Consider the following 25823-nt stretch of genomic DNA (forward strand, 5'->3'; position numbering starts at 1 on the left):
CGATTTTCTCAAGTTGGCTGGGGTGAGGGTGGCTCGTGGGCCGGGCGCTTTTGCGTTAAAAGATCTACTGCCAGGATAGGCTTCACAATGTGCCTGGGTGGTGGCCCGCCTTCTTGCTCATGTGGGTACGCGATTGAAGTTTTCTGAACTGGCGAGAGGCGTGCAGTCCCCCCACAAAGATGAGAACCCCAGCCCCGATCTGAAGCAGGTTGGTCGCGTTCAGTTCGCCTGTGGGCAGATGGACGACGACCCCTTGCAGCAGCGTACTGCTCACATACCCGCTGAGGAACGTGGCGAGCAATGAACTCAGGGTCGTGACGGTTCCCAGGGTGGAGAAGACGCGGCCCACCATCTGCTCTGGCGTGGCCAAGAGGACCAGGGGGCCAACCAGCGCCTCGGCCTGCACCGTGGCGGTGCCATTAAGCGTGAAACCCACCAGGGCGATGATCGCCTGATTCGGGACGGTTGAGACGACGACCATCACCCCAACAAAGAGGAGGGCGCGAGCATAGACTCTGGTCGCTCCTCTTTTGGCTGCCGCACGATCAACGAGCGAGGTCCCCAAGATGCCTCCAATGGCTGTAACAGCCATCCAAAGGCCATACAGGCTCATGGGCACATGAATATTCTGGGTGATGTAGAAGAAGGCCAGGACGCTCACAATGCCCCATCCAAAGGAAAACAGGCTCTCAGTAAGCAGAAGAGTGCGGAGCTGGAGCTGGCCCTGGATGAATCGCAACCCCTCGCGCAGTTCAGTCAAGACGCGCCGCAGTGATGTGGGTTGGGGTGACGCGCGCCTTTCTGCCGCAGATACGCGCATGCGCCCGACCAACATCCAGGAACAGGCATACGAGGCCGCATTCAAGGCAATCGCCCACCCGGCTCCCAGGGAAACGTAGCAGATGCCGGCACAGGCAGACCCGATGGTCCAGGCGAACACGCCGGCCCCGACGGTCAGCGCCGAAGCGCGGGTAAGCTGCTCTTCCGGGACTACCTCTTTGAGGATCGCCTTGGTCGCCGGAGTGAAGAACTGACTCAGACCACTGACGGCTGCCACGACAAGATAAATGATGGTGAGCTTGACAGCAAGTGGCAGCGGGAGCGGTCCACTGATCGGCAAAAGGGAGCACACCAGCACGGCCCGGAGTGCATCCATGATGCGCATCGTCCGTTGTTTGGGCCAGCGATCCACAAACACGCCAGCGAATGGGCCGATCAGGAGGGCTGGGAGCGTGGCGGCCAACACCACGCCGCTGACAGCAAGGGGGGCTGCCCTCTGGTTCTGCAGCAGCGTCCCGACCCATAAGATGAGCATCGTCGTGAACAGCACATCGCCAATCTGCGAGATCGTCCCACCAAACCACAACAAGGTGTAGTTGCGATTGATGAGCAGTGCGAGCCTTGGCCAGGAGGGCAGGCGTTTGGAAAAGCGAGGAAACATAGGAATCCTTTCACACGCACAGAGCGTTGAGATGCGAGATCAGTTCAAGCTTGTCTCAAGAGGGGGTGCGATGCGAAAAAGAGGGGAATAGGTCCCAACAGGGGAAACAATGGGGAGAGCTTGCCTCTCCGCTCACTCCTCGATTCGCGCCGCATGCGGCGCGAACACACCGACAGAGTGAGCAAGGACGCGTATGAGGCAGGTCAGGGAGAGGTGAAGTGGTTTCATCATGGCTGCATCACGATCCTTTGTTGTTAGCTGTTTGAAAATATGCTTGAATTTTAGCACAGAATGTTCCCATCTGTCAAATGTCATTCCACATAGGAGCTGGCCCGTCTTGATCTACAATGCGTGCTCAGCATAATCTCGGCGCGACGCTACATGCCTTGTTCTGGATCTTTCTCCCCGACTGGATAGCGCTTTGGTTTTGGTTCCCCGCCACGCCTGGTCCGTTTGGGTTTTGCTGGTGGTGTGCCTGCGGAAGCATCAGTCGGAGCCTGTGGTGTAGGGTCTGTGGATTCGGGTGAAGTCTTGACCTCCATGTTAACGGTTGCTTCGGCCTCGTCTAGCGAGATCGTCTGCTCTATGTGCACATGCGCGCACGAGGGATGACGGCTCTTCCGGAGGATGTGGAGCGTCTCTCGCTGCCTGGCTACGATTGGCAACGATTTTCGCCCTGGCCCTCGTGTTCCGTTGGAGCAGGTTGTACATTGGAACCGATGGTGAGAAGTTGAAGAGAAGCGTTCGACCAATGCCCATGTGGAGCAAGCGCTTGATCTCATTCTCACTGGCCACTGTTCCGTTTATTAGAATTGGAAAGCTCTGGACAGAAGTATTAGCTCTTCCATCGAGGCATTAAATATGTTATATTTAGCAGCGTAAATGCTGTGTTTATAGCTAAATGTGCCAATCTCACTTTACCCTGTCTTTTGTTTCCTGGCCTCCCATGTCTTTCGTCTGGAATTATATTACATGGAGGTATATCTATTTTATGCATCGAAGTATGTCTCTTTCGCGTCTCTCTCTCTCGGCAATATTTACCCTGCTAGTCCTGTTTGCGAGCCTAATGGGGTCATCGCCCACAGCGAACGCCCAGACTGTCAGTAATGACAAAATTGGCTCCGCCTTTGATCAGGCCAGTCGCGAATCTGGCGTGCCCTCTTCTCTGCTCAAGGCGTTGTGTTATATGGAGGGGCGTTTAAGCAATCACGGAGGTAGCCCCAGCATTGATGATGGTTTTGGCTGCATGCACCTGGTCAAGAACAAGCACGCAGATACGCTGGATCAAGCCGCTGGCCTGCTACATGTGAACGCCAACCTGCTCAAGACTGATATCGCCACCAATATCCGTGGCGGCGCTGCCGTCCTGCGCGCGGAAGCCTTGCAGCTCTCCAGCACACATACCGTGCCCAGCAACCTGGCTGACTGGTATGGCGCTGTGGCCGAGTATAGTCATGCGACAGTTCGCCCCACCGCGATCATGTACGCGGATGCCCTCTACCATATCCTCAACACGGGCTTTAGCGCGCAGAGTGATGCTGGTGAAACTATCACTCTCGCGGCACAAACAGTCAAGCCCAATACTGGGACAGCGAATGCGGTCAAGAGCCCATTCACGATTCCTGCCGGGTGCAATGCTACCCCAACAGGCGACTATCCTGCCGCAGTAAACTGCCTTCTCGATCCCAACACTTTTGACTGCACACTTCCGCCAACGCTCTATCCTCCCTGCAACTATGAGGAGCGCTCCGGTGCGGGCTATCCGCTGCCAGTCGACTACGTGGTAATTCATGATACTGAGGGTTCGCTGCAAGATGCCCTCAATGCTTTCCAAAACACCGATCCTCAAACCTCTGCTGGTGCCGCAGCAAACTACATTGTTGATTCTGATGGTACTGTCTATCAGATGGTACATGATGTTGATTTTACCTATAACTGCGGGAACTACTGGTATAATCAGCACTCGGTTGGCATTGAGAATGTGGGCTATGACGCGACCGGCTTCCAGTGGTACAATGCGGCTCAGTATCTTGGCTCAGCGAAGTTGGTTGCCTATCTGCTCAAGAAATATAATCTGCCCCTGGATCACAATCACATAGTGTCCCACGGTACAGTGCCTCCGCCTTTGTATCCATACGGCCCTAACCATGTCGATCCAGGTCCCTACTGGCTGTGGGACTACTACTTTGGCCTGATTCATAGCCAGGGTGTGCCCTATCCTCAGGAAGAGAGTACAAAAGGCACCATCGAACTGCACACCCAGAAACATCTCGACAAGGGAGGTGTCGAATCACCTGCCGATTTCAATTTCTTCTACCTCTATAATGGTCCCAGCACCAAGTCCGGGTTGATCCCGCAATATAGCAATCCCACAGATATTACCGATGAAACGAATAATGTCGAAGCAGATATAAGCTATGCGTATCTGGCCAAAGTCAAGGATCCGGCAGGGACGGGAGATACCCTGTATGAGATCTGGTACGGTGAGGATGACCAGGTTCACTCCAATCCAAGCAGCCAATTCCAGGACGCGAAACTGGTCTGGCTGGCGGTGCCTCCTGATGCTGATGTGACCGAGGGCACTGGCACATTGGTTAGCATCAACAGCAGTTCGGCTACAATATTTGTGGATGGAGATCCTATTTCCGGATATATCCTTGGTGGCGTGCCCAATGGCGCAGTCTTCGTCTCTGGATATACAGTTGTTCAGGATAACAGCACGACCCTGTGGTATGAGATCAACTTCAGTCATCGCCAGGCCTTCGTCCCGGCCAGCGATGTCACGATCGTACATACCTCAACGGTAAAGCAGTAAACGACGAAAGAAACCAGGCAAAAGAATAGGGTAAAAAGGTGCATAGCTCAGGGCTATGCACCTTTTTTTTATCGCAGCTTATGCCTTATGGTATAGCATTGACATCTTTGACAAAGTTTTGGGGTGTTCCCAGACCAGTGATGTAATCATAGCCTGGGTGAGCCGTACAAAGGAAGCCACAGCTGCCATTGGTACCGCTGGTAATATCGCGGAAGGCGTCTGGGTGCTGCTTCGCTACGGTATAAAGCAGATCAGGTGTGATAGGTTTGTTCACCAGGGCTGCGATACCACTCCAGATTGGGGTGGCCACGCTGGTGCCAACCATTCCGTTCCATTGGCCTCGAAGATAAATGGTCATGTGCGTTCCAGCGACCGCTGCCACATCAGGTACACCACGCTGACCATTAGCCTGAGGAATACCGAAGGTTTTCTGGTAGGCTGGTTCCGGATAGCTCGTTAGTCCACCACCGGCACCACTCCAGGCTGTCTCGACACCTCCATTAAGCACGGTTCCACCAACAGCAATTACGCCTGGATAGATGGCAGGATAAGCAATTGCTCCATGCCCATTATCACCACTGGAAGCAAAGAGCGCAACATGGTTAGGATTATTAGCATACAACGCCTGATATTGTTGTACATTATTGCTACCAAAATCATAGCTCATGTTGATAGCTTTAAGTCCCGGAGTTTTGATAATCTCCGATGGTCCTGTGGCCAGGCCAGCACTACTCTGCTGTACATTGTACAGCAACAATTTGGCCTTTGGCGCTACAGCATGGATCGTCTCAATGTCCAGGGTTCCTTCAGCCTCGTCAGAACCCGGGGCAATGGGGTGACCACCCTGGTATTTAATGGTCAAGCAGCCGCTGGCAACTGTACATTGCGGAAGGCCGAATCTCCGACTGTATGCAGCAAGATCAGACTCAATAGAGGGAACGCCGCCATCAATAACGACAGCCACAAGTTGTCCAGCGCCACCATTCGCACCAGGTAAATTATATTGCTTCCAGAGATCCTGTGGCGTCAAATAAGTGGATGAGCCAGCTCCCCCTGGTCCACCTGGTCCACCCGGGAACGCCATATGCTTAAAACCAGGATCGGTAGTAATTCTACTGCTTAGTCTGGAGTAGAGAAAAGTAGAGCTCAGTAACACAACAGTAATCAGCGCAAGTAGCAAGATCCGGGCGGAAATATGCCCGCTCCCCCCTTGCAGTACTGAACACATGTTATGGCTAACGGCATTGTAAGCGGTTTGGGGATTTTTCCTCGTCAACCGGTTGTCCTGACGTAAATAAAACATGATAACCTCTTGTACATACTAATACTACTCCTCGTTGCCCTTATAACCATCCCAAGTCCGTATGGCTCGGAGAACTAAAAGGATAGGGCGGATCCATCAAGCACTCAACACTTTCGGCTGATTGTAATCGCCCTCACAATAAGCTATCTACTGTTCCTGGCTTCTTCTTGAAGAAAACAGTATAATCTCTGCTTGCTTATTGTTGTGGAAAGCATAACATGAATTAAATTGATGCATGTTGATACAAAACAAAATGTAGCCCAAATAGGCTAATCGCTTCGCGATGGGAGTAAGAGAGAAAAGTGATTATCTCTAGGGAAGATAGCTGCCAAATTAGCTGCCAAAGAAGTTTTCATAGACGCTAAATCAGCTTGGGAAATGGCTTCATTACGATATATTTTTCCATCAAAATAGCTATCCTTTTCATCTTATTTACCAGCAATGTTGGCAAAAGGTAACACATACTATATAAGTAAGCAGTTGGTTATTTTAAGAGAATAACATATGGCTGCGAGAATTGTATCCTCATGAAAGATAAAATGCTTATGAGAAGAGCAAGCTCGTCTAGAAAATGAGAGTGCTGGAGGACGCCTCTCGCGCCGTAAGAGAAAGAAGAGGGCAGACAATATGCACAATACCGGCTCCCAATCTCTGCCAGGAACGTTTCGTTGGTCCAACTTCTACAAAATCTTGCTTCTTATCATTTTCCTTGGCACCGCTTTTGATAACATGGACCAGGTCACCTGCTCATTTATCCTGCCCATGATGCGTATGGAGTGGAACCTCGACTACATTCAGGGTTCCTATATGCCCACCGCTGCCTTACTTGGCACCTGTGTTGGTGCCATCTTGTGGGGGATTATCGGCGACCGTATTGGACGACAAAAGGCCTTGATGTATACCATCTTGTTATTTTCCATCACAAACCTGATCCAGACGCATTCCTGGAGCTATCCGCAGTTTACCATCACCTGCTTCTTCATGGGCATTGGCGTTGGCGGAGAAATTCCACTGGCCTTCACCTTGCTCGCGGAGTTCTTGCCCGCTCACTTGCGCACGCGCACCGAAATGGTGCTCGGTATCCTGGCTATTGTGCTTGGCTATGCTTTTGCAGCCCTCAGTGCCCATTTTCTCTTACCAGTCGCTGGCTGGAAATCGTTATTTTATGTGCAAGCGCTCCCAGCATTGCTCGTGGTCGTAGTCCGCTTCAAGTTCCCCGAATCTCCCCGCTATCTGCTGGCTGCGGGCAAGGAAGACGAAGCCCTGCGTGTCGCTTCTGAGATTCGACACCACACAGGAGGGAACTACGATCCCCTCGACGATGCGCGGGAAGACCTCTCCATCGAAGATAAACGGTTGTCGCCCATCGATGGGTTGCGTCTGCTTTGGTGCAGCATCTACCGACAGCGCACAATTGCCAACTGGTTCTTTGGTTTCTTTATTGGCTTTTTCGAGTTCGCCTTCATCATCTGGTTACCAACCACACTGAAGAACCTGGGCTACTCTGACGCAGAGAGCATCAACTATCCCATGTTGATCAATTTCTTTGCCATCCCCTCCGTTTTCCTGGCTCTCTCCTTGTTGCGCAAAGGCGGGTCCAAACTGGTACTGACGATCTATCCACTGGTAGCAGGCGTCTTCATGCTCATTCTTGGTAGCTTTCTGCCCCAGATTGCCGCGCAACCAGTGCTCCTGGTACTGGTTGGAGGGATCATCTTTTTTTTCGGCACCACCCTGCTGGGGATCTTCCCCCCCTACAGTGCGGAGGTCTATCCCACCGAGGTACGCGGCACAGGTGCCGGGTGGTCTGCTGGCTTTACACGCATCGGCTCCTTCATCGGCCCACTCTTTGGTGGTGTGTTGCTCAGCCTAGGGGTCTCCGCACAAATCGAGTTGGTCATCTTTGGCGCGCCACTGCTTATCGGTGCTCTCGTGATGCTGCTCTACGGTGTCCAGACGCATAAGCAATCACTGGAGCAGATCTCCCCTTCGTATCTGGGGAATGTCTCTGAGGTAAAAGCGGGCAAATCATAAAAGCAGTCCCTCCCTCAGAGAGCAAAGCGACCGCTCCTTCTTTGACCTGTCGTTATTACCTGAGTTGCTCTTGAGTCAGCAGCGACGGTAGAGTTGCTGCATGTGCGCAGGTGCAGCCATTTCCTCGGTATTGGCAGAGAAGACGCAATCGCACCGATGGCAATAACAGAATTGCTCCCATTGGCGCACAAGATCGTACCAGCGCTCCTGCTCCTGCTGTTGTAGCTCACGGCGGCGCTTGTTAGCTTGACGGAAAAATACTTTGTGAGTCAGAATCCCAAGGAGCACAGGAAGGGCGATAGAGAGACTGCATGTGCTCAAGATGACCAGGAGGATACTAGCAACGCTGGAATCGGCAGGAAGGAGGCCATCCATAAAGGACGGGAAAAACAATAGAGAGAGATAGAGAGCGATGGCAGGGAGAGGACAAAGCCAGAGGATGATCTTCTCGCCGACAGGAAGAGGAAACGTTTTCCGCCGAGGAGGAGCGAGCAAAGCGCCAAGTTTCGTCTGGCGAATGACTGGAACGGTGGTCGTCTGAGGAAAAGAGGTATAGGTAGGATTTCCCTTGTCGTCATAGGTGACAGAAGTAGAGGTAGTGACCTGGGTCCCCATCCTGGTGGAGTAGCTATTGCGATGAATAGCCGGGACTTTCTGAACATGGTCATTGCGCTTACAGGCAGGGCAGTTGCCAGGGGGGAGAATCATTCTTTTTCCTTTCATCAGAGGAGGAGCGTATCCATCGTTTTCTCACTCCACTATGACAATGCAACGTTACCACTCAGTATATCAGTATTAAAGTATATTTGTCTCTCTGTCTATGAAAAACACCTGGTAAATTAAAGGATGCTGGACCTTGCCACTGTCACATATCGCATGGCTTGCCCGTCTCTTTTGCAGGAAACGAAAGGAAGTTGGAAACGGGACCACTCCTGTATATAGTTTCGTAGCTAGTCAGCATAAGGGAGGCTATCATGAAAGTGCTTATTGCTGGAGCGAGTGGGGCTCTGGGCACCCCCTTGACCCGTGCCCTCATCGCAAAAGGACACGAAGTTCTTGGGTTGGCCCGTTCCCCTGAGAGTAGGGATCACCTCTCTCACCTTGGCGCTCACCCGATCCTGGCAAATGTGATGGATCGCGACGACCTGCTCAGAGCTGTCAAGGGGGTGCAAGCCGACGCAGTCATTCATGCCCTGACCGCGCTCAAGAAGACGCCTCTGCGTCATCAGGATATGTATGCCACCAACGCGCTGCGCGATGGTGGGACCACGAATCTGCTCGCGGCCGCCAGGGAGGTAGGAGCACGCAGGTTCGTAGCGGAGTCGATGACGCTGGGCTACGGCTACGGGGACTGGGGCGAAAAGGTCATCACTGAAGACTGTCCGTTCGCACCTGCTGGAAGCTCTTCCCAACTAGAACGGCACATGGCCGGGTTCCGCTCATTGGAGCAGCAGATCTGGGAGGCGACCCAGGCGGGCTGGATCGAGGGGATATCGCTACGCTATGGATACTTTTATGGGCCAGCGTCTCTCGTCCCTATCCTGGAGAACCTGCGCCGCCGAAGCCTTCCTCTCCCTGATGGGGGCCGCGCGGTCACCTCCTGGATTTATCTGGAAGATGCGGCAGCCGCCACGGTCGCAGCCCTCGAACGGGGCAAGGCAGGAGAAGCGTATAACATCGTCGATGACGAACCGGTACACAATAAAGACTTCTTCACGTTCCTCTGCCAGCAGGCTCATCTCCCGATGCCCTTTTCACTCCCAGGCTGGATGATGCGTCCACTCGCCCCCCTGGCGACCGACTTCTTCTCGACCTCCATGCGTGTCTCCAACGCGAAGGCGGCGCGTGAGCTAGGTTGGAAACCAGTGGTTGCCCCAACCTATCAGCAGGGCATCCAACAGGCGCTTGCGGTGTTCGACCAGCAAGAGAGCATGAGCAGCGCGGGCCAAAGGCGATAAATCGCCCTTCCAACTGCTTTTTGCCTGCCCTCGTTGTCATACGAGGGCAGGCAAATTTGTAGTTCCCGCTATTTTCTGCTTTACCAGGGGTAAAGATTACGCTCGTGATAGGTACTGAATATTCTGCTATGTTCCAGCTACCTTTATCGACATATGAGCTCAAAATGAAGCATATTTTAGCTATGCCTATAAATATAGGCTCAGCTCGGGTGTGGGAAATAGTTGTGAGTAGGCAAGCGAGGGAAAAGGGGATTTACAGCGGAGACGAGAGTGATTATTGCGAGGGGACGAGTGGCGCGTGAAACCAGCAGCACAGCCAGTCTCCTCTGCCCTTGATGACAGCTTCGCTCTATGTGGGTCTACAGGAAACGTGTCTGCGTTGCGGGCGCATGCTGTGCCGAGCACAGTATAGCACGAACATGTTCGTTACGAATGCTTGCGTAACGAACATGTTCGTGCTATACTGTTTCCATGATGACGCACAAACGTTTTTCACCGCCTCGCAGCCGACGCGAACGTCCGGCCAAACCGGCCTTGACCCGGCAGGGCATTATCGATGCCGCGCTCGCCATTCTGCGCGAGGAGGGACTTCACAAGGTCACCATGCGTCGTATTGCGGAAGCGCTGGATACAGGGCCAGCCTCGTTGTATGTCTACGTGCGCAATACAACCGATCTGCATGTGCAGATTCTGGACGCCCTCCTGGCTGCGGCAACTTCACCACTCACCGTGGAGGGGACATGGCGCGACCGGTTGAAACAGGTGCTCATGCGCTACACCTCTGTCCTCTTCAACTATCCAGAGATCGCTCGGATGACCTTGACCATGCATCCCAGCGGTCCGAACTATCTTGCGTTGCTGGAGCAGCTTCTCGCTCTCTTGAAGGAGGGGGGGATGCCAGACCGAGAGGCCGCGTGGGTGGTCGACCTGCTGCTTCTGTATGCGACAGCGACTGCCGTGGAGCAAAGCACTCGTCAGTCCTCATCGGTGGCCGCCGACGAGGACTCAGTCCTCGTTGCGGCGATTACCACCATTGACGCGAGTGTATACCCTCATATTGCACAACTCGGCAATGAGCTTTTTTCCGGCAGCGGTCCTGATCGCTTCGCGTGGGGCATCGACGTTCTCCTCTCTGGGGCACTGAGCACTCCTCGTGCAGCCACAGAACAGGAGAAAACAGACGCCATATAGGAACAGTAGATCGCGAAGAACAGAAAGGAAACACTTTCTTGGAACCACAGGTAACGATTATCGGCGCAGGTCTGGGTGGGCTCACGCTTGCCAGCGTGTTGCATCGGCATGGAATTGATGCCACGATTTACGAGCTGGAGGCATCACCTACAGCTCGTGAGCAGGGAAGCATTCTAGATATGCACGAAGAGTCCGGTCAGCTTGCCTTACGCAAGGCTGGACTGTTTGAGGCTTTTCGCACGTTGGTGATCCCAGCGGGCGACGAGATGCGGGTTCTTGACAAGGCCGGCACGGTTTGCTGGGAAGACAGCGGTGACGATACCCGACCAGAGGTTGAGCGCGGGGCGCTCCGTCAAATCTTGCTCCAATCACTGCCAGACCACTGCATTCATTGGGGAAGCAAAGTGAGGAGTGTCGTCAAGCTGGAAGAGGGAAGACATCAGGTCACCCTGGTAAGTGGAGAAACGTTCACCGCCGCCCTCTTGATTGGCGCGGATGGGGCTTGGTCAAAAGTCAGGCCGCTCGTTTCAGACGCGCAACCCATCTACTCAGGCATCTCCTTCATGGAAACGCATCTGCTTGAGGCGAGTATCCGCCATCCTGAGATCGCTGCCCTGGTGGGTCGCGGTTCGATGTTTGCCCTCGCCGACGAAAAGGGTCTTATGACGCACTGTGACGGCAATGACCGCATCACCGTCTATATCGCGCTCAAGACCCCTGAATCGTGGGCAGCTGCTAGTGGGATCGACGTTCGCGATCCCGAGGCGACCAGACGGCATCTGCTCAACCATTTTCCCGATTGGAATGACCAATTACGTGCCCTCATTGCCGAGAGTGAGACCGAACTGATTCCTCGCCCCATCTATGCGCTCCCCATTGGGCATCGCTGGGAACGCATCCCCGGGGTGACCTTGCTGGGCGATGCCGCTCACTTGATGTCGCCGTTCGCTGGTGAGGGGGCCAATCTCGCCATGCTTGATGGGGCGGAGTTAGCAGAAGCCCTTCTGGCGAACCCGGACAATGTGGAAACAGCTCTCGATTCCTATGAAGCAGCATTGTTTCCTCGAAGTGAAGCTGCTGCCTCGGAAGCCCAGAGGAACCTCATGATCAGCTTCCAACCCGATGCACCACAAGGCATGCTTGATCTGATGACTCAGTATGCATCCCAGAAAGGATAACCAACGAGGGGGTACGCGCTCTGGGCGGAGATTATTGAGCACAACATCGCCGCGTTGACGCGTCCCATCATTGAAAAGTACGTGCCAGAAGCCCGGAGCGAGGAAATACTCAAAAGTATAGCCAATGACCCACATCGGGTCATCGTCGTGCTTCATCCCGAGAAAATCATCTAGCGAAGCGGTCATCAAGGGCAATGGCTCCTTTGATGCCTTCTGGCAGGGGCGATCTCATGCGCTTGCCTGAGGAGGATCACAACTATTTCCTACACTCCAGTTCAATCCAACAGTGGTGACAATATACCTATTTATTGTAGTATAATTGTGGGCAACGCGGCCTGCTCGTAATGAGAATCATCTATAGCAGGCCCTTGATAAGCTATCGTCAATCTGGCTGTAATGCGGCTAGCGCTGCCATCATGGCTTAACTACGTGCATGGCTTTGCTGGCGGCAGTGCCTGGACGATGGCAAGACAGGGGATGCCGATATTCCCGATCCTGTAGGACCTCAGTAATGTACCAGCCTCCTTGCGCGAGACAACGTGACTATAAAAGTCGCATTGATCCTGGCCCCATTACCAATCAACAGGTAACGAATTATACGTCCTCACGCTCCACACATTTAAATAGAGATTTGAAAGAGCTCGCTACAGACAAGCCGGTGAGATTGTGTGTGTATCCCTGTATTGAAGGTAATGAAAGCCTGTGCCCTCATTGTAAAGCGAAACAAGTAGCAGAGATAGAGATAAAGACAGTGATTTCTGGAAACGAAGGGCTTCCTTTATGATATATCCTTCTCCATTAGAGCATAAACAACAGCAGTCAAGGGCTCCTGGTAGGAGCTTACAGCACATCCTGTTCAGCGCCATGCTCCTGGTCCTTGCGGTACACATCGCCTGCATTTTTACTATTGGGCAGATATGGCATATCTCAAATACGTCCGAGCGGCCAATATCTCCTGCCCTGGGCGCTGTGTATGCTCATCAATCAACTTCTACACAATCATCGCGATCCTCATCATCTCCATATGCTCCCCTAGCCAATCAGGCTAGCGGGCAGAACCAGAGTATCGACGCGTATATCGACCACATGACGCAGACGCAAAAGATTGGTCAGTTGCTCATGCTGCCCGTCTATACTAACGGCTATAATTCCGTGTTGAATCAGCCGTTGCAACAATGGGATATCGCCAACGTCATCATCTTTACCCAGTACGGCGGGGCGCTCATGCCGAGTACACAGAGCGGATTGGCACAACTGGGACATGACCTTCAGGCACACGCCAATCAGCGGTTGATCGTGGCAACAGACGAAGAGGGGGGAACCGTCGATCGGCTTGCCCCGTATTACGGCTCCACGCCTTCGCCCAGTAGCCTGGCTGCGAAAAGTGATACCAAACAAGTGTATGCCCAGGCGCGTCAAAACGCCCAGCGCTTGCTGGCCAATGGCATCAACGCTAATTTAGCCCCGCTGGTTGATGTCTATCAAGGGGGTGCCATAGACCAGAGCCGTATGTTTGGTTCGACACCTGGCGACGTCATCAAGTATGCCGGAGCGTTTCTGGACGGCTTACAGCAGAACGGCGTGCAGGGAACGCTGAAGCACTGGCCCGGTATCGGCTCGGCTCCGGTTAATCCTGACAATGGGTTGTCGTCCATCACGCACAGCCAGGCCCAGCTCAACTCCGTTGACTTCGCACCGTTTCGCGCCCTGTTGTCGCATCAACCTGGAATGATCATGACAACGCACGTCATGGTCCCCGCTTATGACTCACATAAACCGGCTTCGCTCTCACCGGTACTGATAAACCAGGTTCTGCGCGGCCAGCTGGGCTATCAAGGCGTCGTCGTTACCGACCAGATGGAGGCAGGAGGGTTGCTCCAATTCATGCAGCAGCAGGGATATAGCAATCCCTCGCAGGCGATCGCCGAGGCAACTGTCCAGGCTATTCTCGCGGGCAACGACATCATTGAATGTCCAATGGCACCTGATCGCCAGGCGGCAGTCGTCAATGCCGTTACCTCGGCCGTGCAATCCGGACGCATCTCGCAGGATCGCCTGCACCAGTCGTTGCAGCGCATCATCGCCCTCAAAGCGAGAATGGGACTTATCTCGCTGTCGTAGCGCCTCGATTATCCTACTCGATGTTGATGCTCCCATTAATAATAAATGGGAGCATCAACATCGATCATTGTGATTTTTTCAGCCCGGTCATGCAGAATGGAGTACATACCGGCAGGGAAGCAGAAGAAATATGGCTGTAGATGTCATATCATATGGTGTAGTGTAGTGATGAATATCTCTGAACAAGAATTATTCTGTGTAAGGAGGCAGATTAGAAGATATCTGCGCCCCATTTGATCCTCTGAATCTCCTGTCGCACCTGCTCAACCGTTGGGAAGAGTTCGTAGGAGAGACGATCGGTAATCAATTCGAGTGTAGTTCCATGGAAAGCAAAGAGCAGATGATGGTATCTGACATGTTTCACGATTGGCGTCAGTGGCGCGATATACTCGCTGATGATTTCTGCGAGCAGATTCTCCGGTTCGGTGCTCTGCAAGTGCTGGAGCCAGGCGGACGGTTTCACCTCAAACACCCCGCAAGGAAACATCCCTCTTTCGGCCAGCGGATGTGCCCGTAAGTCTTCTTGCCGAGAGTAATGCCTCAAGATATGCCCAGGACAGATCCCTGTGTCCCAGAGAGCATACATCTCAGTGGCATCTCCCTGAGGAGGGGAGCTTCTGACAACCTCGACAAACGAGTCGGCAGGTTCTGCTTCTGAGAACCCGCCAGGCTGGTTTTTCTGGAAGAAATCCCCAACAATGGGGTAAGCAAAACGAAGCTCAATATCACTGGCGACGATAAGAGGGGGACCTCCAGCAGGTTGGGGGAGATGTGGTAAGAGAATCGCACGATCATTCTTCCCTGAGAGGTCATACATCCTCAAAATCCCTTTCTTGCAGATGAGTTGGAGCAAAACAACGATCTCTCCCAAGAAAACCACCGCGAGGTTCGTTTTTCCTTTTCTTCTTGCCTTCCTTATTGCTTGATAAGTAGCGCAAGCAAATCTCGGAGAGGTGACCTGGTCAGACCTCATATTAGCAGTTTTGCCCTCCTTACACAAGGGCTTTCTTGAACTTGCATTAGGGCTTTTTGCTCTCACTCCACAGGATACTGTTGGGATGTACACTGATTATCTCGCCAGGATAGTCTCTAAAGAATCAATATCGCAAAATGATAGGGAATCCCATCAAACATGGCGGTCGTGCCTCGTACGCAGCTAGAGGGATGAGATTGCGATCCATTTCTGCCGCCGTGTACAATAGCCCTGTCGTCTTGTGGTTTCTCTTCACCTGTAGAACAGTTGAGCCTTCTTTAAAGGAAAACACGATGGGTAAAAGCCAGCGGCATGTCGTGCAGCGAAAGCAGCGACCAGATGTGACATCTGCAAGGAAGCATGGTATCCGATCGACCCCGTTGAAAGTTACGGCAAAACCGCGTGCTGCGCAAAACGAGACGGTGCTGTTCCGGCAGCTTGAGGCTATCTTTGCGGTTTTGCCGGATGGTGTCGTCGCTTGCGACCAGGATGGAAAAATCCTCCGACTCAACGCCGCGGCCTTAAGGCTCTTTGAAGTGTCTTCTGAAGCCAGGTATCGAGGAAGAGATTATCGGGACTTCCTTGCGTACTATACACTGTGTAACGAGCAGCAACGACCAATTTTCCCGGAAGCATGGCTCAGAACCCCCAGCAGTGAAGAAGCGACATCCAGTCCACCAGAACAAACGCTCATGCTCCAGACTCCTTCCAAGCGAAGAGTTGCCATGAACGTATCCTGCTCACCTGTGCTTGATGCACAGAAGCATGTGAGGGGGATGGTTGCGGTTTTCCATGAAATCTCACAGCGGGATCAGCAAGCCCGCCATCTCCAACGCGTCCACGAGGCTGTGCTGACCATGACCAAAGCCATTGCGCACCTCCCTGAGAACCTTGAGCGTTTTTCCAAGCAGGTTGCAGCCGCTTTGCCTGAGGGGTCCCTGCTCCTGTCCCCTCCGGTGATCTTTATCGCCCAGCAACTGGTCAATGTGATCCATCAGGTCCTGGATTGCCCTCGGGCGAGTCTGAAAGCTTTGGATTCAGCGGGGTATTACTATTATGTCGCAGGCAGTGGTTTCACTGCTGAACAAGAAGAGCCTGAACGGGCGACAAGTGGCCTCTTCACGGCTTCAGAGCTTTTGGCGGAAACAGTGATTGCTCGCCTCTGCACGAATAAAGAGGCAATTGTTCGTGGTGATCGCGTGCATTACCCACCTGGCTTCGATGTTTTTGCTTCCGAGAGCTACTGGAACGTGACGATTCTCCTGATCCCCCTCTTTTTTGAGCAGCAACTGAGCGGAGTCATCTGTATCATCAAGCCTGGTGTAGATAGCATATATACACCAGAAGAGATCGAACTGGTGAAAGTCGTCTCCGCACAGGCCATGCTGGTCATGGAATATCTCCATTGTTTGCATCAGCAAATTGAGGCCCGAAACAGGGAACTTGTGCTGCACGAAATCAATCGCCTCAACCATGATTTCTTGATTCTGGCCAATCACGAGCTACGCACCCCGCTGACAGGGATCTTAGGCAATCTGCAACTGGCTCAGCGCCGGCTAGAGTTGCTGAAGCACGAGGGTGCAGCGCAGGCCGAGCGCGTTAGTGAGCAGATTGTACAGGCACAGCAGCCCTTAGAGACTGCCTTACGGAGTGCTCGGGTTCAACAGCGCATGATCGATAACATCACCGATGATGCACGTATCCAGACCAATCAACTGGAGCTCCATCTGCAACGGCGTGACCTGCTTGCTCTGCTCAAAGCTGCTGTAGCCACGCGACAACAGTTGGTGCCTGAGCGCACGATTGTTCTGGAAATGAAATCGGCGGCACAAGAGGTGCCTGTCATTGCCGATGCTGAGCGGATCACACAGGTCCTCACGACCTATCTGACGAATGCACTCGCCTATTCGCCCAACGAAACGCCAGTGACCATACAAGTGACCATCGAGGAGGGAGTCGCGCGGGTCTCGGTCCACAACGAGGGGCCAGGAATCCCTTCTGAAGAACAAACACATCTCTGGGAACGCTTCTATCGTGCCAAAGGGAACGCAGTCCAGCATGAGATGGACCTGAGTTTAGGTCTTGGCCTCTATCTGTGCCGGGCGCTGATTGAGCGCCACACAGGCAACGTGGGAGTACAGAGCGTCCCTGGTCACGGGGCGACCTTCTGGTTTACCTTGCCGATTGCGCCATCTCTGGGGGGGCGAGAGCACGGCAATGCCCCATAGAGACAAGAAAGGAGACACAGGCATTCGCGTCCGCGACCTGCCAATCACACTGGATAAGCTGCTGCCGTGAGGCAGCAGCAGGTCAATACAAGATGCATCATAGAAGTTGGTATCCTTCCAGTTCTATGGTGGTACCGGGAGTCTCTTTCTCACAGCGAGGATGCGAAGTGTATAGCCTTGTTCCTCCCACTTCTTCACCAGCCTGATGATCGCCTTGTCGAGTTGCTGATGTGTGTGAGCTGAGAAGGTGGTATGAGAAATGGTCGGCATATATTCAGGATGAGTCAAACGGTAGGTGACCTGAAACTTCATCATATGCTTCTCCTGACGACGAGAGAGGCGCAATTATGACTGTACTCCCTTCTGGACTCAAAGACACAAGTATGAGAAGGGGATTGAGAATAGTATATCATCAGAGAGCGTCACAGTGTTTTAGTGAAAAACACTGTGATTGCGCCCAAGGGCTATGACAGGAATTGCAGCCTGATAGATCAGCCATCGCCGGTTTCCTCTTTCAGTATAAAGCTGCCGTGCCTGCCCGCGCCGCTGGCAAACTTCTGCGCGCCGCTGGTCCCTTCCGCTTGAAGCACGCCAAACCCATGTTGAAACTCATTCGCCAGCGCCTCCTGGAAGCTCAAATCACATTGCGCATAGGCAGAAAGCCGGTCGCTGCGCATACACGCCGGAGGGAAGCGGCTGATCTCTCTGGCAAGTTCCTCGGCAGCCTGGCGCGCCTGACCATGCGGCACAACCCGGTTTGCCAAACCAATCGCCAGCGCTTCCTGCGCCCCAACAGGCCGGCCTGTCAGAATCAAATCCAGCGCCCGGCTCAGCCCAATCAGGCGCGGTAGCCGGATCGTGCCACCATCAATTAACGGCACACCCCAGCGCCGGCAAAAGACCCCCAGCACGGCGTCCTCTTCCATCACACGCAGATCACACCACAGCGCCAATTCCAGCCCACCCGCCACAGCATAGCCGCTTATGGCGGCAATCACTGGCTTGGTAAGCAGCATCCGGCTTGGCCCCATCGGCCCGTCGCCATCTGGCTCGACGCGATTGCCTTCGCCCGCCGCAAACGCTTTCAGGTCCGCACCCGCGCAGAACTGGCCGTGATCGCCCACCAGCACACCCACCAGCGCATCCGGATCGGCATCGAAATCCCGAAAGGTCTTGGCCAATTCCTCCGCCGTCTGGCGATTGACCGCGTTGCGTACCTCTGGCCGGCTCAGTATCACCGTGGTAATTGGCCCATTGCGCTCAACCCGAACTGACATAGCATTCCTCCTCGTTGCCTCCTTCTCTTACACAGCTACAAGTGCCGCTAGAAATATCCGATGATCCGCTCATAGATGGTGCGGCGTGGAGACCCGTCTGCCTTCAGGCGACGGGAGGAAACGCCGCGTCCCCTTTCGTGTAACTATATCCATCGCAATGATGGATCATATGACAATAGTGATACCCAATACCTTGAATGGTTCCTTGGATGGTTGTAATATTGAATGACCCTCTGGCACGAACGGCGACCCGCCCGACATAGGTTCCTCCTTTTTTGCCTTTGGTGACAAGAGCCTTGACCATATCCCCTGTTTGAAAGCCTTTGACCTTCTTTGCTCCTTTGGCAGAGGTACGCGGAAAGCCATATCTATCAGGCAAACACATTTGTCTATTTCCATGTCCAGTAGCTTTGATCACTAATGGTCTAACATCCTTGATGAGCAAGGTATCAGGCGTAGACGTTCCCACGTTTGCCGCGTCAAGCCAGTGCGTTTTAGGAAGCTCCCTGCTTGTCCGATTGAATTTGGTCAATCCACCACTGCCTACTTCCACAGGCAAACCCGTTGCTTTCAAGCGTTCAAAGAGTGCCCATCTTGACGCATTGACGGCTGCTGCATCCTTGAGTGGTGCTTTTGCCTGAGCCTGAATGCGCTTCAACACCTCTGGGTTCTTTTTGAGGAAGTCTTTAATATCTTTGATGCCCTTGGCCTTATTACACTTATCGCAAGCTAGCGTGAGATTGCTTATTCTATTGGTGCCACCGTTCGCACGGGGATGAATATGCTCTATCTGTAAAGGTATATCTTTGGCACCACAATAAGCACATTGACGGTTCCATTTTTCGAGCACATATTCTCTGACTTCATAGCCTTGAAGCGTGCCTTGCTGATACTCAACTCCTTTCACTTCAGGATTTTCCATCAACTGCATGTCAAATCTCACTAACTCCTGACTGATAGCTTGAATAGAGCAGAAACGAGAAAGGCGGCGAACCCAAGTGAGAATATTGGCAATTCTGCTTTCTAAGGATGGCGGAAGCCACCCCTTCTTTTTGCTCTTGCGATTGGCCCAACGTGCCTTGCGATACCGGGTTTTGCGATTGCGGCGTGAACGTCGGACCGCACGCCTTGAATCAAGAGCGTCTTTGATGGCATGCCCACGATGGGAAAGCTCCGCCGCAAAAACAATCTCCCCTGATGCATCGTCTACTATGGCAATACCCGTTGTACGTGAACCAGGATCAAGCTTGATCCGAAGTGGCTTCACCTGTGGATGTTCTATCGTTTTTTTGAGTATTAAAGTGAATGGATATCGTTTCCACACGGCTGCTTTCCCGGTCGTTAATAATTTCCTGGCACGGGCCGGATGAATAGGATTTAATGGCTGTTTATTCGCATCTACAACAAACACACTACTCAATGTGGGTCCTTCCATGTTCTTTCGAACGCACCGCTTGCGCGGGTAAAGTTGGCCTCGACAATGTTATAGAGCGGTTTATCGTGCAACACACTGGTTTAGCCTTGTACACCTGTTTAATGTTGCACCGTAGAGGGTGGGGCTGGCCTCGCACCCCGCCGTACCTAATTTCGCTCCTAACGTAGTTACATACATAACTGAGTCTGGTCAGGTGTGGGCTTGCTCTCACAAGCCCATCCCCTTATAGGGGATGAGGTTCCTGACCGGGGAATATCTGCCAGTCATAGGGCTCGCGCTCCCTGGTAAGCGCGTTCATCAGTCCAGCCGTCACGCTGCATTCAGTGTAGCAGAAAGAAGTACGCCTCTGCAATGCAATCTCCTCTTCCCTCAAATCGAGTAGTTACGTAACCTTTGGGCGTAATTCTTTATAGAACCTTATTCAGCAACACTCTTGAAGAGGCGTTACTGTACTGGTTTGTTACCAGGCAGTGATACCGCTTTCAAGAAAGCGGAAGCAACATCTCGCCGGGATGCTGCTGAGCCCCTTTAAAAAGTGCCGGGTCGACTCATGAGTGTTCATGGAGGTTCGGTATAAGACGTTGGCCCGTTTGAAGCTCAACAGTAAAGGAGTACATGACATGCGGAAAAGCGACATAAAGCGCGTCTTTACAACCCTCTCTTGTATTCTGATCCTTGGAAGTATGTTGTTCTTAGCAGCTTGCGGTGGAAGCTCAACACCTTCTTCACCAGGAGGGAGCCCGCACCAGAAGCCAGGAGGGTATTACCTCATTGGTGCTTTTAGCCACGACATCCAGGCATGGTGGCAGCATTAATAAGTAGTATGGACGAGCATACATCTGTTCGTATGGATGAAAGGTAGATTTTTCTCATGACTGTATCGACCGCCTCCCAGAGCCAGGCACAGCAACAATCCGAGTCAGGAATATATCACCTGATCCAGGTAATAGCGCCTCCCTTGTTGCGAGTCACGCTGGGGATAGTTTTTCTCTGGCTAGGAATCACGAAGTTTTTCGATCCCAGCCCGGTGAGGGGAGCGCTTGAGGGTTCTTATGCTTTTTTGGCCTCTGATACGATTGTTTATATTCTTGGAGGCCTGGAAATACTCACAGCCTTGCTTCTCTTTATTGGCATAGGCTTGCGTTTTGTTGGGGTACTAATCCTACTGTTTTTTGTCGGCACACTCTCCATCTTTTTTATAGAATCCGCATCGATGTACTCAGATGTTGGATTCCCTGCACTGAATATAACGGGAGAGTTCTTTATAAAAGATGTGAGCCTGGCTGGCGTAGCATTGATGATCATAGCCCAGGATATGACCAGGCAAGCGATGAAGCGAGGAAGGTAAACGGGTCCGCACGAGCTCAAAACTCGCCACGATTCGTCCGTCCCGGAATAAACTGCGCCCTACCATACAGCCCGATAGGCCATATGATGGGGCACAGTTTAGAGCAAGACCGGAAGCGTAACCTGTGCTCGATTATGCTGAGAGCAGACCTTTCGAGACCAGGAACTGCCGGGCAACATCTTCCGCAGACTTGTGCTGCACGTCTACCTGGTAGTTGAGCTGCTTCATCGTTTCATTATCAATTTTTCCGGACAGCTCGTTGAGAATCGAACTGATTTCGGGATGCGCCTTCAGCGTATCCTGACGCACAATCGGCGCAGCATAATAGGGCGGGAAGAGGTGCTTATCGTCCTGCAAAACAACCAGATTGTACCGAATAAGCGCACCATCGGTCGAGTAAGCATCAGTAACCTGGAACTGGTTATTCGCGACGGCTTCGTACTTCAGACCAACATCAACTTGCTTGGTCGACTGGAAGTTCAGACCGTACTTACTGGTCAGCGCAGGATAACCATCATCATGTCGTGTAAAGAACTCGGGATCAGCACCAAAAGTCAGCTGGGATGAGACAGCGGCAAGATCAGAGACTTTCTTCAAATGATATTTGTCAGCAATAGCCTTGGGCACAGCGATCGCGTAAGTATTATTGAAGCCGATCGGATTAAGCCAGCTGATATGATATTGCTGGTCATAATCCTGCTTGACGGTCTGATATACCTGGTCAGTGTTGCTATTGACCGGCTTCTTTAAAATATCTACCAGACCTGTTCCTGTGTATTCAGGATAGATGTCAAGTTGACCATTCTGGATGGATGTCCACGCAACCAGTGTCGAGGCAAGATCTGGCTTGTTCTGAATCTTTACATTCTTCAACTTTGCCTTCAACAGATCGTACATCATGTCGCCCAGGACGATGTTCTCACTAAAGTTTTTGGAGCCAATTACAATCGTATCGCTACTTTTCGGTGTGCTCCCCACGGAGCTGCTCTGAGGCCCGAAGCCGCAGCCGCTCAGCAAGGCAAGCAGTGCCGTAAGCATGATACAGGCTGAAACAATCTTCTTCATTTTTTCGCCTTTCTTCTCTTGCTTTATCTTCATCTAAAAAAGAGACCAGACTGATCCACTATTGACTCTAGTTGGATGAAGGCATTTCTTACGGAAATTCTCACGTCAAGGTTTTAGCGTGTCGCAGTAGCTCTCGATAACCTGCGCTCTAGCAGTGACAAGGCTATCTCAAGCACAATCGCCAGTAAACCGGCAGGGATAGCTCCTGCCAACATGGTTGGTGTATCGATAGTTTGCAAGCCACGATAGATCAGGTCACCCAAACCACCGGAACCAACAAAGACACCGATCGTCGCGATACCAATCGCGGTCACCAATGAGACCCGCAGTCCGGCCAGGATGACAGGAAAGGCCAAAGGGATCTCGATCTGGCGAAAGATCTCACCACGTGTCATGCCCATGCCTTTCCCAATCTCACGGTAGGCCGGGTCAACACCTTCCAGGCCCTCGTAGGTGTTTTGGAGAACAGGCAAAATGGCGTAGAGCGCTAAACCCGCAACCAATGTTGTATCACCCAGGCCAAACGCCAGCAGCAAAAATGCTAGCAGCGCAATACTAGGAATGGTCTGAATAACTTCAGCCAATCCCATCAACGCAGCAGCCAGGCGAGGTCGTCGACGTATCCAGATTGCCAGCACAAAACCAATAAGAGAACCTATCATGGTTCCCAGAAGCGAGAGGTAGAGATGCTGTAACGTGAATATAGCGATGTTTGAGAAACTTACCATCAGTTCCGCACCTCCATCTTCAAACCACGCGGTGTCACGAGACGCCGCACCAGGCCAAATATGAACCCGATAACCAGGGCTAGAACCGCCGCCGGTATAGCACCCGCCATTAACATATTTGGATCATAACTGGAGATGCCAGCAAAAATGAGATTCCCTAATCCGCCCGCACCAATCAATGCAGCCAGTGTTGCCCAGCTCACTAAATATGTAGCCGCCAGGCGAATACCTGTGACAATAATCGGTGCAGCCAGCGGCAACTCGACCATCGTAAGGATCTCCCACGAGGTCATGCCCTGGCCACGCGCCGCATCAATGAGTGAGGCATCGACCGAACGCAGACCAATGTAGGTATTGCGCAGGATGGGCAACAGCGAGTAGAGACAAAGCACTGCAATCGCCGGCTGCGTCCCGATACCGAGAAATGGGATCACGAGCGCAAAAAAGACCAGGCTAGGGATCGTCTGGAAGACTGATACAGCCGTGATAACAGGAGCGGCAAAGCGTGGGAAGCGGGTCAAAATAATACCCAGCGGTAAAGCAACCACAATCCCTAGTACCAGAGCTATCCCTGTCATGTACAAATGAGGTCCTATGGCCTCGATGATCTGACTACCGTACATGCTCCAAAAGTCAGTTATAACACTCATACTTCACTTCCCACCCCAACATTAGACAACGCTTTGAGTGCCGAGCGATGTGTAACAACGCCTACCAGTTGCTCTCCTTCATTAATGACCGGCAATGCTTCAGTATTCCCATCAATCAGCCGCTTGAGCGCCACATCGGGCGTATCCGTATCCTTCACAGCTGCCAGTTGCGCATCCGTCCAGCGCTCGCGAGCCCATTGATCTGCACCTGTAGGCGGCTCAGAGGAGACACCCAGAAGGGTTCCATCACGATCGAGCCAGCACCAGAGAGGCAAGTGGTCTATCTGCACGATCTGTCCACGCTCGGGACTTTCCTGGTGGATACGCCGTGTACCCTTTTGCATAAATTGCCGGATCAAATCCACCGTCGTTTGTGTCTTTGGGAAAGCAAAGAGACGGCCCATGAATTTAGCAACAAACTCGTCCCGGGGTGATTGGACCAACTCCTGTGGTGTGCCAACCTGATGCAATTGACCATCGCGTAAAATGGCGATGCGATCACCCAGGCGCATGGCTTCATCAATATCGTGGGTCACAAAGACAATTGTTTTGTGCAACTTGGATTGCAGACGCTTCAGTTCGGTCTGGAGCACCTCACGGCTGAGAGGATCCAATGCCCCAAATGGTTCGTCCATCAGAATGACCGGAGGATCAGTCGCCAGAGCGCGTAACACACCAATGCGCTGCTGCTGACCGCCTGAAAGTTGGCGCGGATAACGCGAGGCAAAGGTATCATAATCCATATCGACCATTGCCAGCAACTCTCGTGTGCGCTCGTGGCGTCGCTTCTTGTCCCATTTCAGCAGGCGCGGCACCAGCTCGATATTTTGCTCGATCGTCATATGTGGCAGCAGACCCGTCTGCTGAATCGCGTATCCGATACCACGTCGTAGTTCAATCGGGTTATAGCTGCACACATCGCGTCCATCCACATAAATCGTTCCGCTTGTCGGCTCTTCCAGACGATTGATCATCCGTAAGCTGGTGGTTTTACCACAACCGGACGGCCCGATCAGGACCAGCAGTTCACCTGTCTGTACTTCAAGCGACAGGTCCTGTACGGCTGGTCGATGGCCCGGATACGTTTTTGTGACGTTCTTAAATTTCACACCCAATAGAAATTCTCCTTCCCTGAGCGATACAATGCTCCTCAAATAATCGATGTTCTAGCAAAGCACAATGCCTGGTCCAGGCTTTTCCACAAATACCAGTGCACGATTGCGAGACATCAGATAGGATTCCACCAAATTTGTAATGCTATACTCTCCATCTCGGCAGAGCAGTTCTAGCGGTTATTCGAGGAAGGGATAAAATTCGATAGTCTGTGATCTCTAAAATGCTTTTTTCTTAGCTGTAACTATTCATGGCTCTTCATCGTCTATGTTTGATAAATACCAAAAGATGTTTAAAATAGGTTTGATCTCCATGGTAATGGGATGCAAAGCGCCCCCGTACGGGCGTCCGCATGCGCGGCCGCATCCTTTTATTCATTGGTGCAACACGGTCGTTGTGCGGCCATGTTGCACCAATGAATAAAAACTTGTTGAGCACCGAAGGTGCCAGGTGTCAGGGGCCGAAGGCGCGACATGTCTGGCATTCAGACACACTCTTAAACACTTAGAATGTAAGTGCCATGAAAACATTACTTTTAAGCTAAAGCAATCAAATGTAAGTATAAAAAATATATTCCACGCTTGTCAATGGCTGTGAATAGGCTGACCCTGGGATGAGGCGCAAAAAATAGCGGGTAATTCATGAATTACCCGCTATTTTTTGCGCCTCATCCCTTGATCTCGCCCATACTTACCTTACCCTCTCAACCAGCATCTCATCCTGCTTTAGGGTGCTCTTCCCCAAGGAGAAGAGTGACTCCGTAGGATGCAAATTTTATGATGGTACGAGATATATTCATCCACGCCACCAGGTTGTTTCTGTTGAAATAATCGCACTTGCCGGATAACGACGATGAAGAGGAAAAACACCGCATATAACCGTTTCACAGTAGGAGATGTGGTTGATCAGACCGTGACTGTAAATTTGAAGATGGGGAAAGTCAAAAGTATGCAGAGTCGAGGAAG

The 25823-nt window shown here is 52.3% G+C and carries 21 protein-coding genes; 9 read left to right on the forward strand and 12 right to left on the reverse strand.

Features of this window, described 5'->3' with window-relative positions:
* Positions 1 to 82 precede the first annotated feature (82 nt).
* A complete protein-coding gene (locus JMI88_RS29845) occupies positions 83 to 1441 on the reverse strand; it encodes an MFS transporter (RefSeq protein WP_201365657.1) in 1359 nt (452 codons plus the stop codon).
* 377 nt (positions 1442 to 1818) lie between these two features.
* On the reverse strand, positions 1819 to 2106 hold the full coding sequence (locus JMI88_RS29850) for a hypothetical protein (RefSeq protein ID WP_201365659.1): 288 nt from the start codon (positions 2104 to 2106) through the stop codon (positions 1819 to 1821).
* 326 nt (positions 2107 to 2432) lie between these two features.
* Here JMI88_RS29850 and JMI88_RS29855 point away from each other — a divergent pair, with 326 nt between their 5' ends.
* The gene (locus tag JMI88_RS29855; RefSeq protein ID WP_201365660.1) at positions 2433 to 4256 is read left to right on the forward strand and encodes an N-acetylmuramoyl-L-alanine amidase; all 1824 of its coding nucleotides are present in this window, start codon (positions 2433 to 2435) and stop codon (positions 4254 to 4256) included.
* Positions 4257 to 4341: 85 nt separating this feature from the next.
* Here JMI88_RS29855 and JMI88_RS29860 read toward each other — a convergent pair whose 3' ends face one another.
* Complete coding sequence (locus JMI88_RS29860; protein ID WP_201365663.1) at positions 4342 to 5559, reverse strand: S53 family peptidase; 1218 nt, start codon at positions 5557 to 5559, stop codon at positions 4342 to 4344.
* A gap of 627 nt (positions 5560 to 6186) precedes the next feature.
* Between JMI88_RS29860 and JMI88_RS29865 the strand changes: the two genes are divergently transcribed.
* Positions 6187 to 7593: an MFS transporter gene (locus JMI88_RS29865; RefSeq protein WP_201365665.1), complete on the forward strand. Its 1407-nt coding sequence runs from the start codon at positions 6187 to 6189 to the stop codon at positions 7591 to 7593.
* A gap of 75 nt (positions 7594 to 7668) precedes the next feature.
* Here JMI88_RS29865 and JMI88_RS29870 read toward each other — a convergent pair whose 3' ends face one another.
* Positions 7669 to 8301 (reverse strand): hypothetical protein, encoded by a 633-nt coding sequence (locus JMI88_RS29870; RefSeq protein ID WP_201365667.1) that lies wholly within the window; start codon positions 8299 to 8301, stop codon positions 7669 to 7671.
* 266 nt (positions 8302 to 8567) lie between these two features.
* Here JMI88_RS29870 and JMI88_RS29875 point away from each other — a divergent pair, with 266 nt between their 5' ends.
* From JMI88_RS29875 to JMI88_RS29890, 4 genes are all read left to right on the forward strand, one after another.
* Positions 8568 to 9551, forward strand: a complete 984-nt coding sequence (locus tag JMI88_RS29875; RefSeq protein WP_201365669.1) for an NAD-dependent epimerase/dehydratase family protein — start codon at positions 8568 to 8570, stop codon at positions 9549 to 9551.
* A gap of 471 nt (positions 9552 to 10022) precedes the next feature.
* Positions 10023 to 10742: a TetR/AcrR family transcriptional regulator gene (locus JMI88_RS29880; RefSeq protein ID WP_201365671.1), complete on the forward strand. Its 720-nt coding sequence runs from the start codon at positions 10023 to 10025 to the stop codon at positions 10740 to 10742.
* 38 nt (positions 10743 to 10780) lie between these two features.
* Positions 10781 to 11920 (forward strand): FAD-dependent oxidoreductase, encoded by a 1140-nt coding sequence (locus JMI88_RS29885; RefSeq protein ID WP_201365673.1) that lies wholly within the window; start codon positions 10781 to 10783, stop codon positions 11918 to 11920.
* A 780-nt stretch (positions 11921 to 12700) separates the two neighbouring features.
* On the forward strand, positions 12701 to 14041 hold the full coding sequence (locus tag JMI88_RS29890) for a glycoside hydrolase family 3 protein (protein WP_201365675.1): 1341 nt from the start codon (positions 12701 to 12703) through the stop codon (positions 14039 to 14041).
* 211 nt (positions 14042 to 14252) lie between these two features.
* Here JMI88_RS29890 and JMI88_RS29895 read toward each other — a convergent pair whose 3' ends face one another.
* The gene (locus JMI88_RS29895; RefSeq protein WP_201365676.1) at positions 14253 to 14858 is read right to left on the reverse strand and encodes a hypothetical protein; all 606 of its coding nucleotides are present in this window, start codon (positions 14856 to 14858) and stop codon (positions 14253 to 14255) included.
* Between the two features lie 449 nt (positions 14859 to 15307).
* Between JMI88_RS29895 and JMI88_RS29900 the strand changes: the two genes are divergently transcribed.
* Complete coding sequence (locus tag JMI88_RS29900) at positions 15308 to 17242, forward strand: sensor histidine kinase (RefSeq protein ID WP_201365685.1); 1935 nt, start codon at positions 15308 to 15310, stop codon at positions 17240 to 17242.
* Positions 17243 to 17365: 123 nt separating this feature from the next.
* On the opposite strand, the gene JMI88_RS29905 is transcribed toward JMI88_RS29900, so the two are convergent.
* From JMI88_RS29905 to iscB, 3 genes are all read right to left on the reverse strand, one after another.
* A complete protein-coding gene (locus tag JMI88_RS29905) occupies positions 17366 to 17557 on the reverse strand; it encodes a hypothetical protein (RefSeq protein ID WP_201365687.1) in 192 nt (63 codons plus the stop codon).
* Positions 17558 to 17733: 176 nt separating this feature from the next.
* Complete coding sequence (locus JMI88_RS29910) at positions 17734 to 18519, reverse strand: crotonase/enoyl-CoA hydratase family protein (protein WP_201365690.1); 786 nt, start codon at positions 18517 to 18519, stop codon at positions 17734 to 17736.
* Between the two features lie 103 nt (positions 18520 to 18622).
* Positions 18623 to 19939 carry an RNA-guided endonuclease IscB gene (gene iscB / locus JMI88_RS29915; protein WP_201365692.1) on the reverse strand — a complete coding sequence of 439 codons (1317 nt, stop codon included), beginning with the start codon at positions 19937 to 19939 and terminating at the stop codon, positions 18623 to 18625.
* A gap of 635 nt (positions 19940 to 20574) precedes the next feature.
* Between iscB and JMI88_RS29920 the strand changes: the two genes are divergently transcribed.
* Positions 20575 to 20769 (forward strand): hypothetical protein, encoded by a 195-nt coding sequence (locus JMI88_RS29920; protein ID WP_201365694.1) that lies wholly within the window; start codon positions 20575 to 20577, stop codon positions 20767 to 20769.
* A gap of 56 nt (positions 20770 to 20825) precedes the next feature.
* Positions 20826 to 21302 (forward strand): DUF417 family protein, encoded by a 477-nt coding sequence (locus JMI88_RS29925; protein ID WP_201365696.1) that lies wholly within the window; start codon positions 20826 to 20828, stop codon positions 21300 to 21302.
* A gap of 132 nt (positions 21303 to 21434) precedes the next feature.
* Here JMI88_RS29925 and JMI88_RS29930 read toward each other — a convergent pair whose 3' ends face one another.
* From JMI88_RS29930 to JMI88_RS29945, 4 genes are all read right to left on the reverse strand, one after another.
* Positions 21435 to 22367, reverse strand: a complete 933-nt coding sequence (locus JMI88_RS29930; protein WP_201365697.1) for an ABC transporter substrate-binding protein — start codon at positions 22365 to 22367, stop codon at positions 21435 to 21437.
* A 113-nt stretch (positions 22368 to 22480) separates the two neighbouring features.
* Positions 22481 to 23095 carry an ABC transporter permease gene (locus JMI88_RS29935; RefSeq protein ID WP_201365699.1) on the reverse strand — a complete coding sequence of 205 codons (615 nt, stop codon included), beginning with the start codon at positions 23093 to 23095 and terminating at the stop codon, positions 22481 to 22483.
* Positions 23095 to 23736, reverse strand: a complete 642-nt coding sequence (locus JMI88_RS29940) for an ABC transporter permease (protein ID WP_373323989.1) — start codon at positions 23734 to 23736, stop codon at positions 23095 to 23097. The genes JMI88_RS29935 and JMI88_RS29940 overlap by 1 nt, the downstream gene beginning before the upstream one ends.
* Before the next feature lie 5 nt (positions 23737 to 23741).
* Positions 23742 to 24854 (reverse strand): ABC transporter ATP-binding protein, encoded by a 1113-nt coding sequence (locus tag JMI88_RS29945; protein ID WP_201365703.1) that lies wholly within the window; start codon positions 24852 to 24854, stop codon positions 23742 to 23744.
* Positions 24855 to 25823: the final 969 nt, after the last annotated feature.

Source organism: Dictyobacter formicarum (assembly GCF_016587435.1).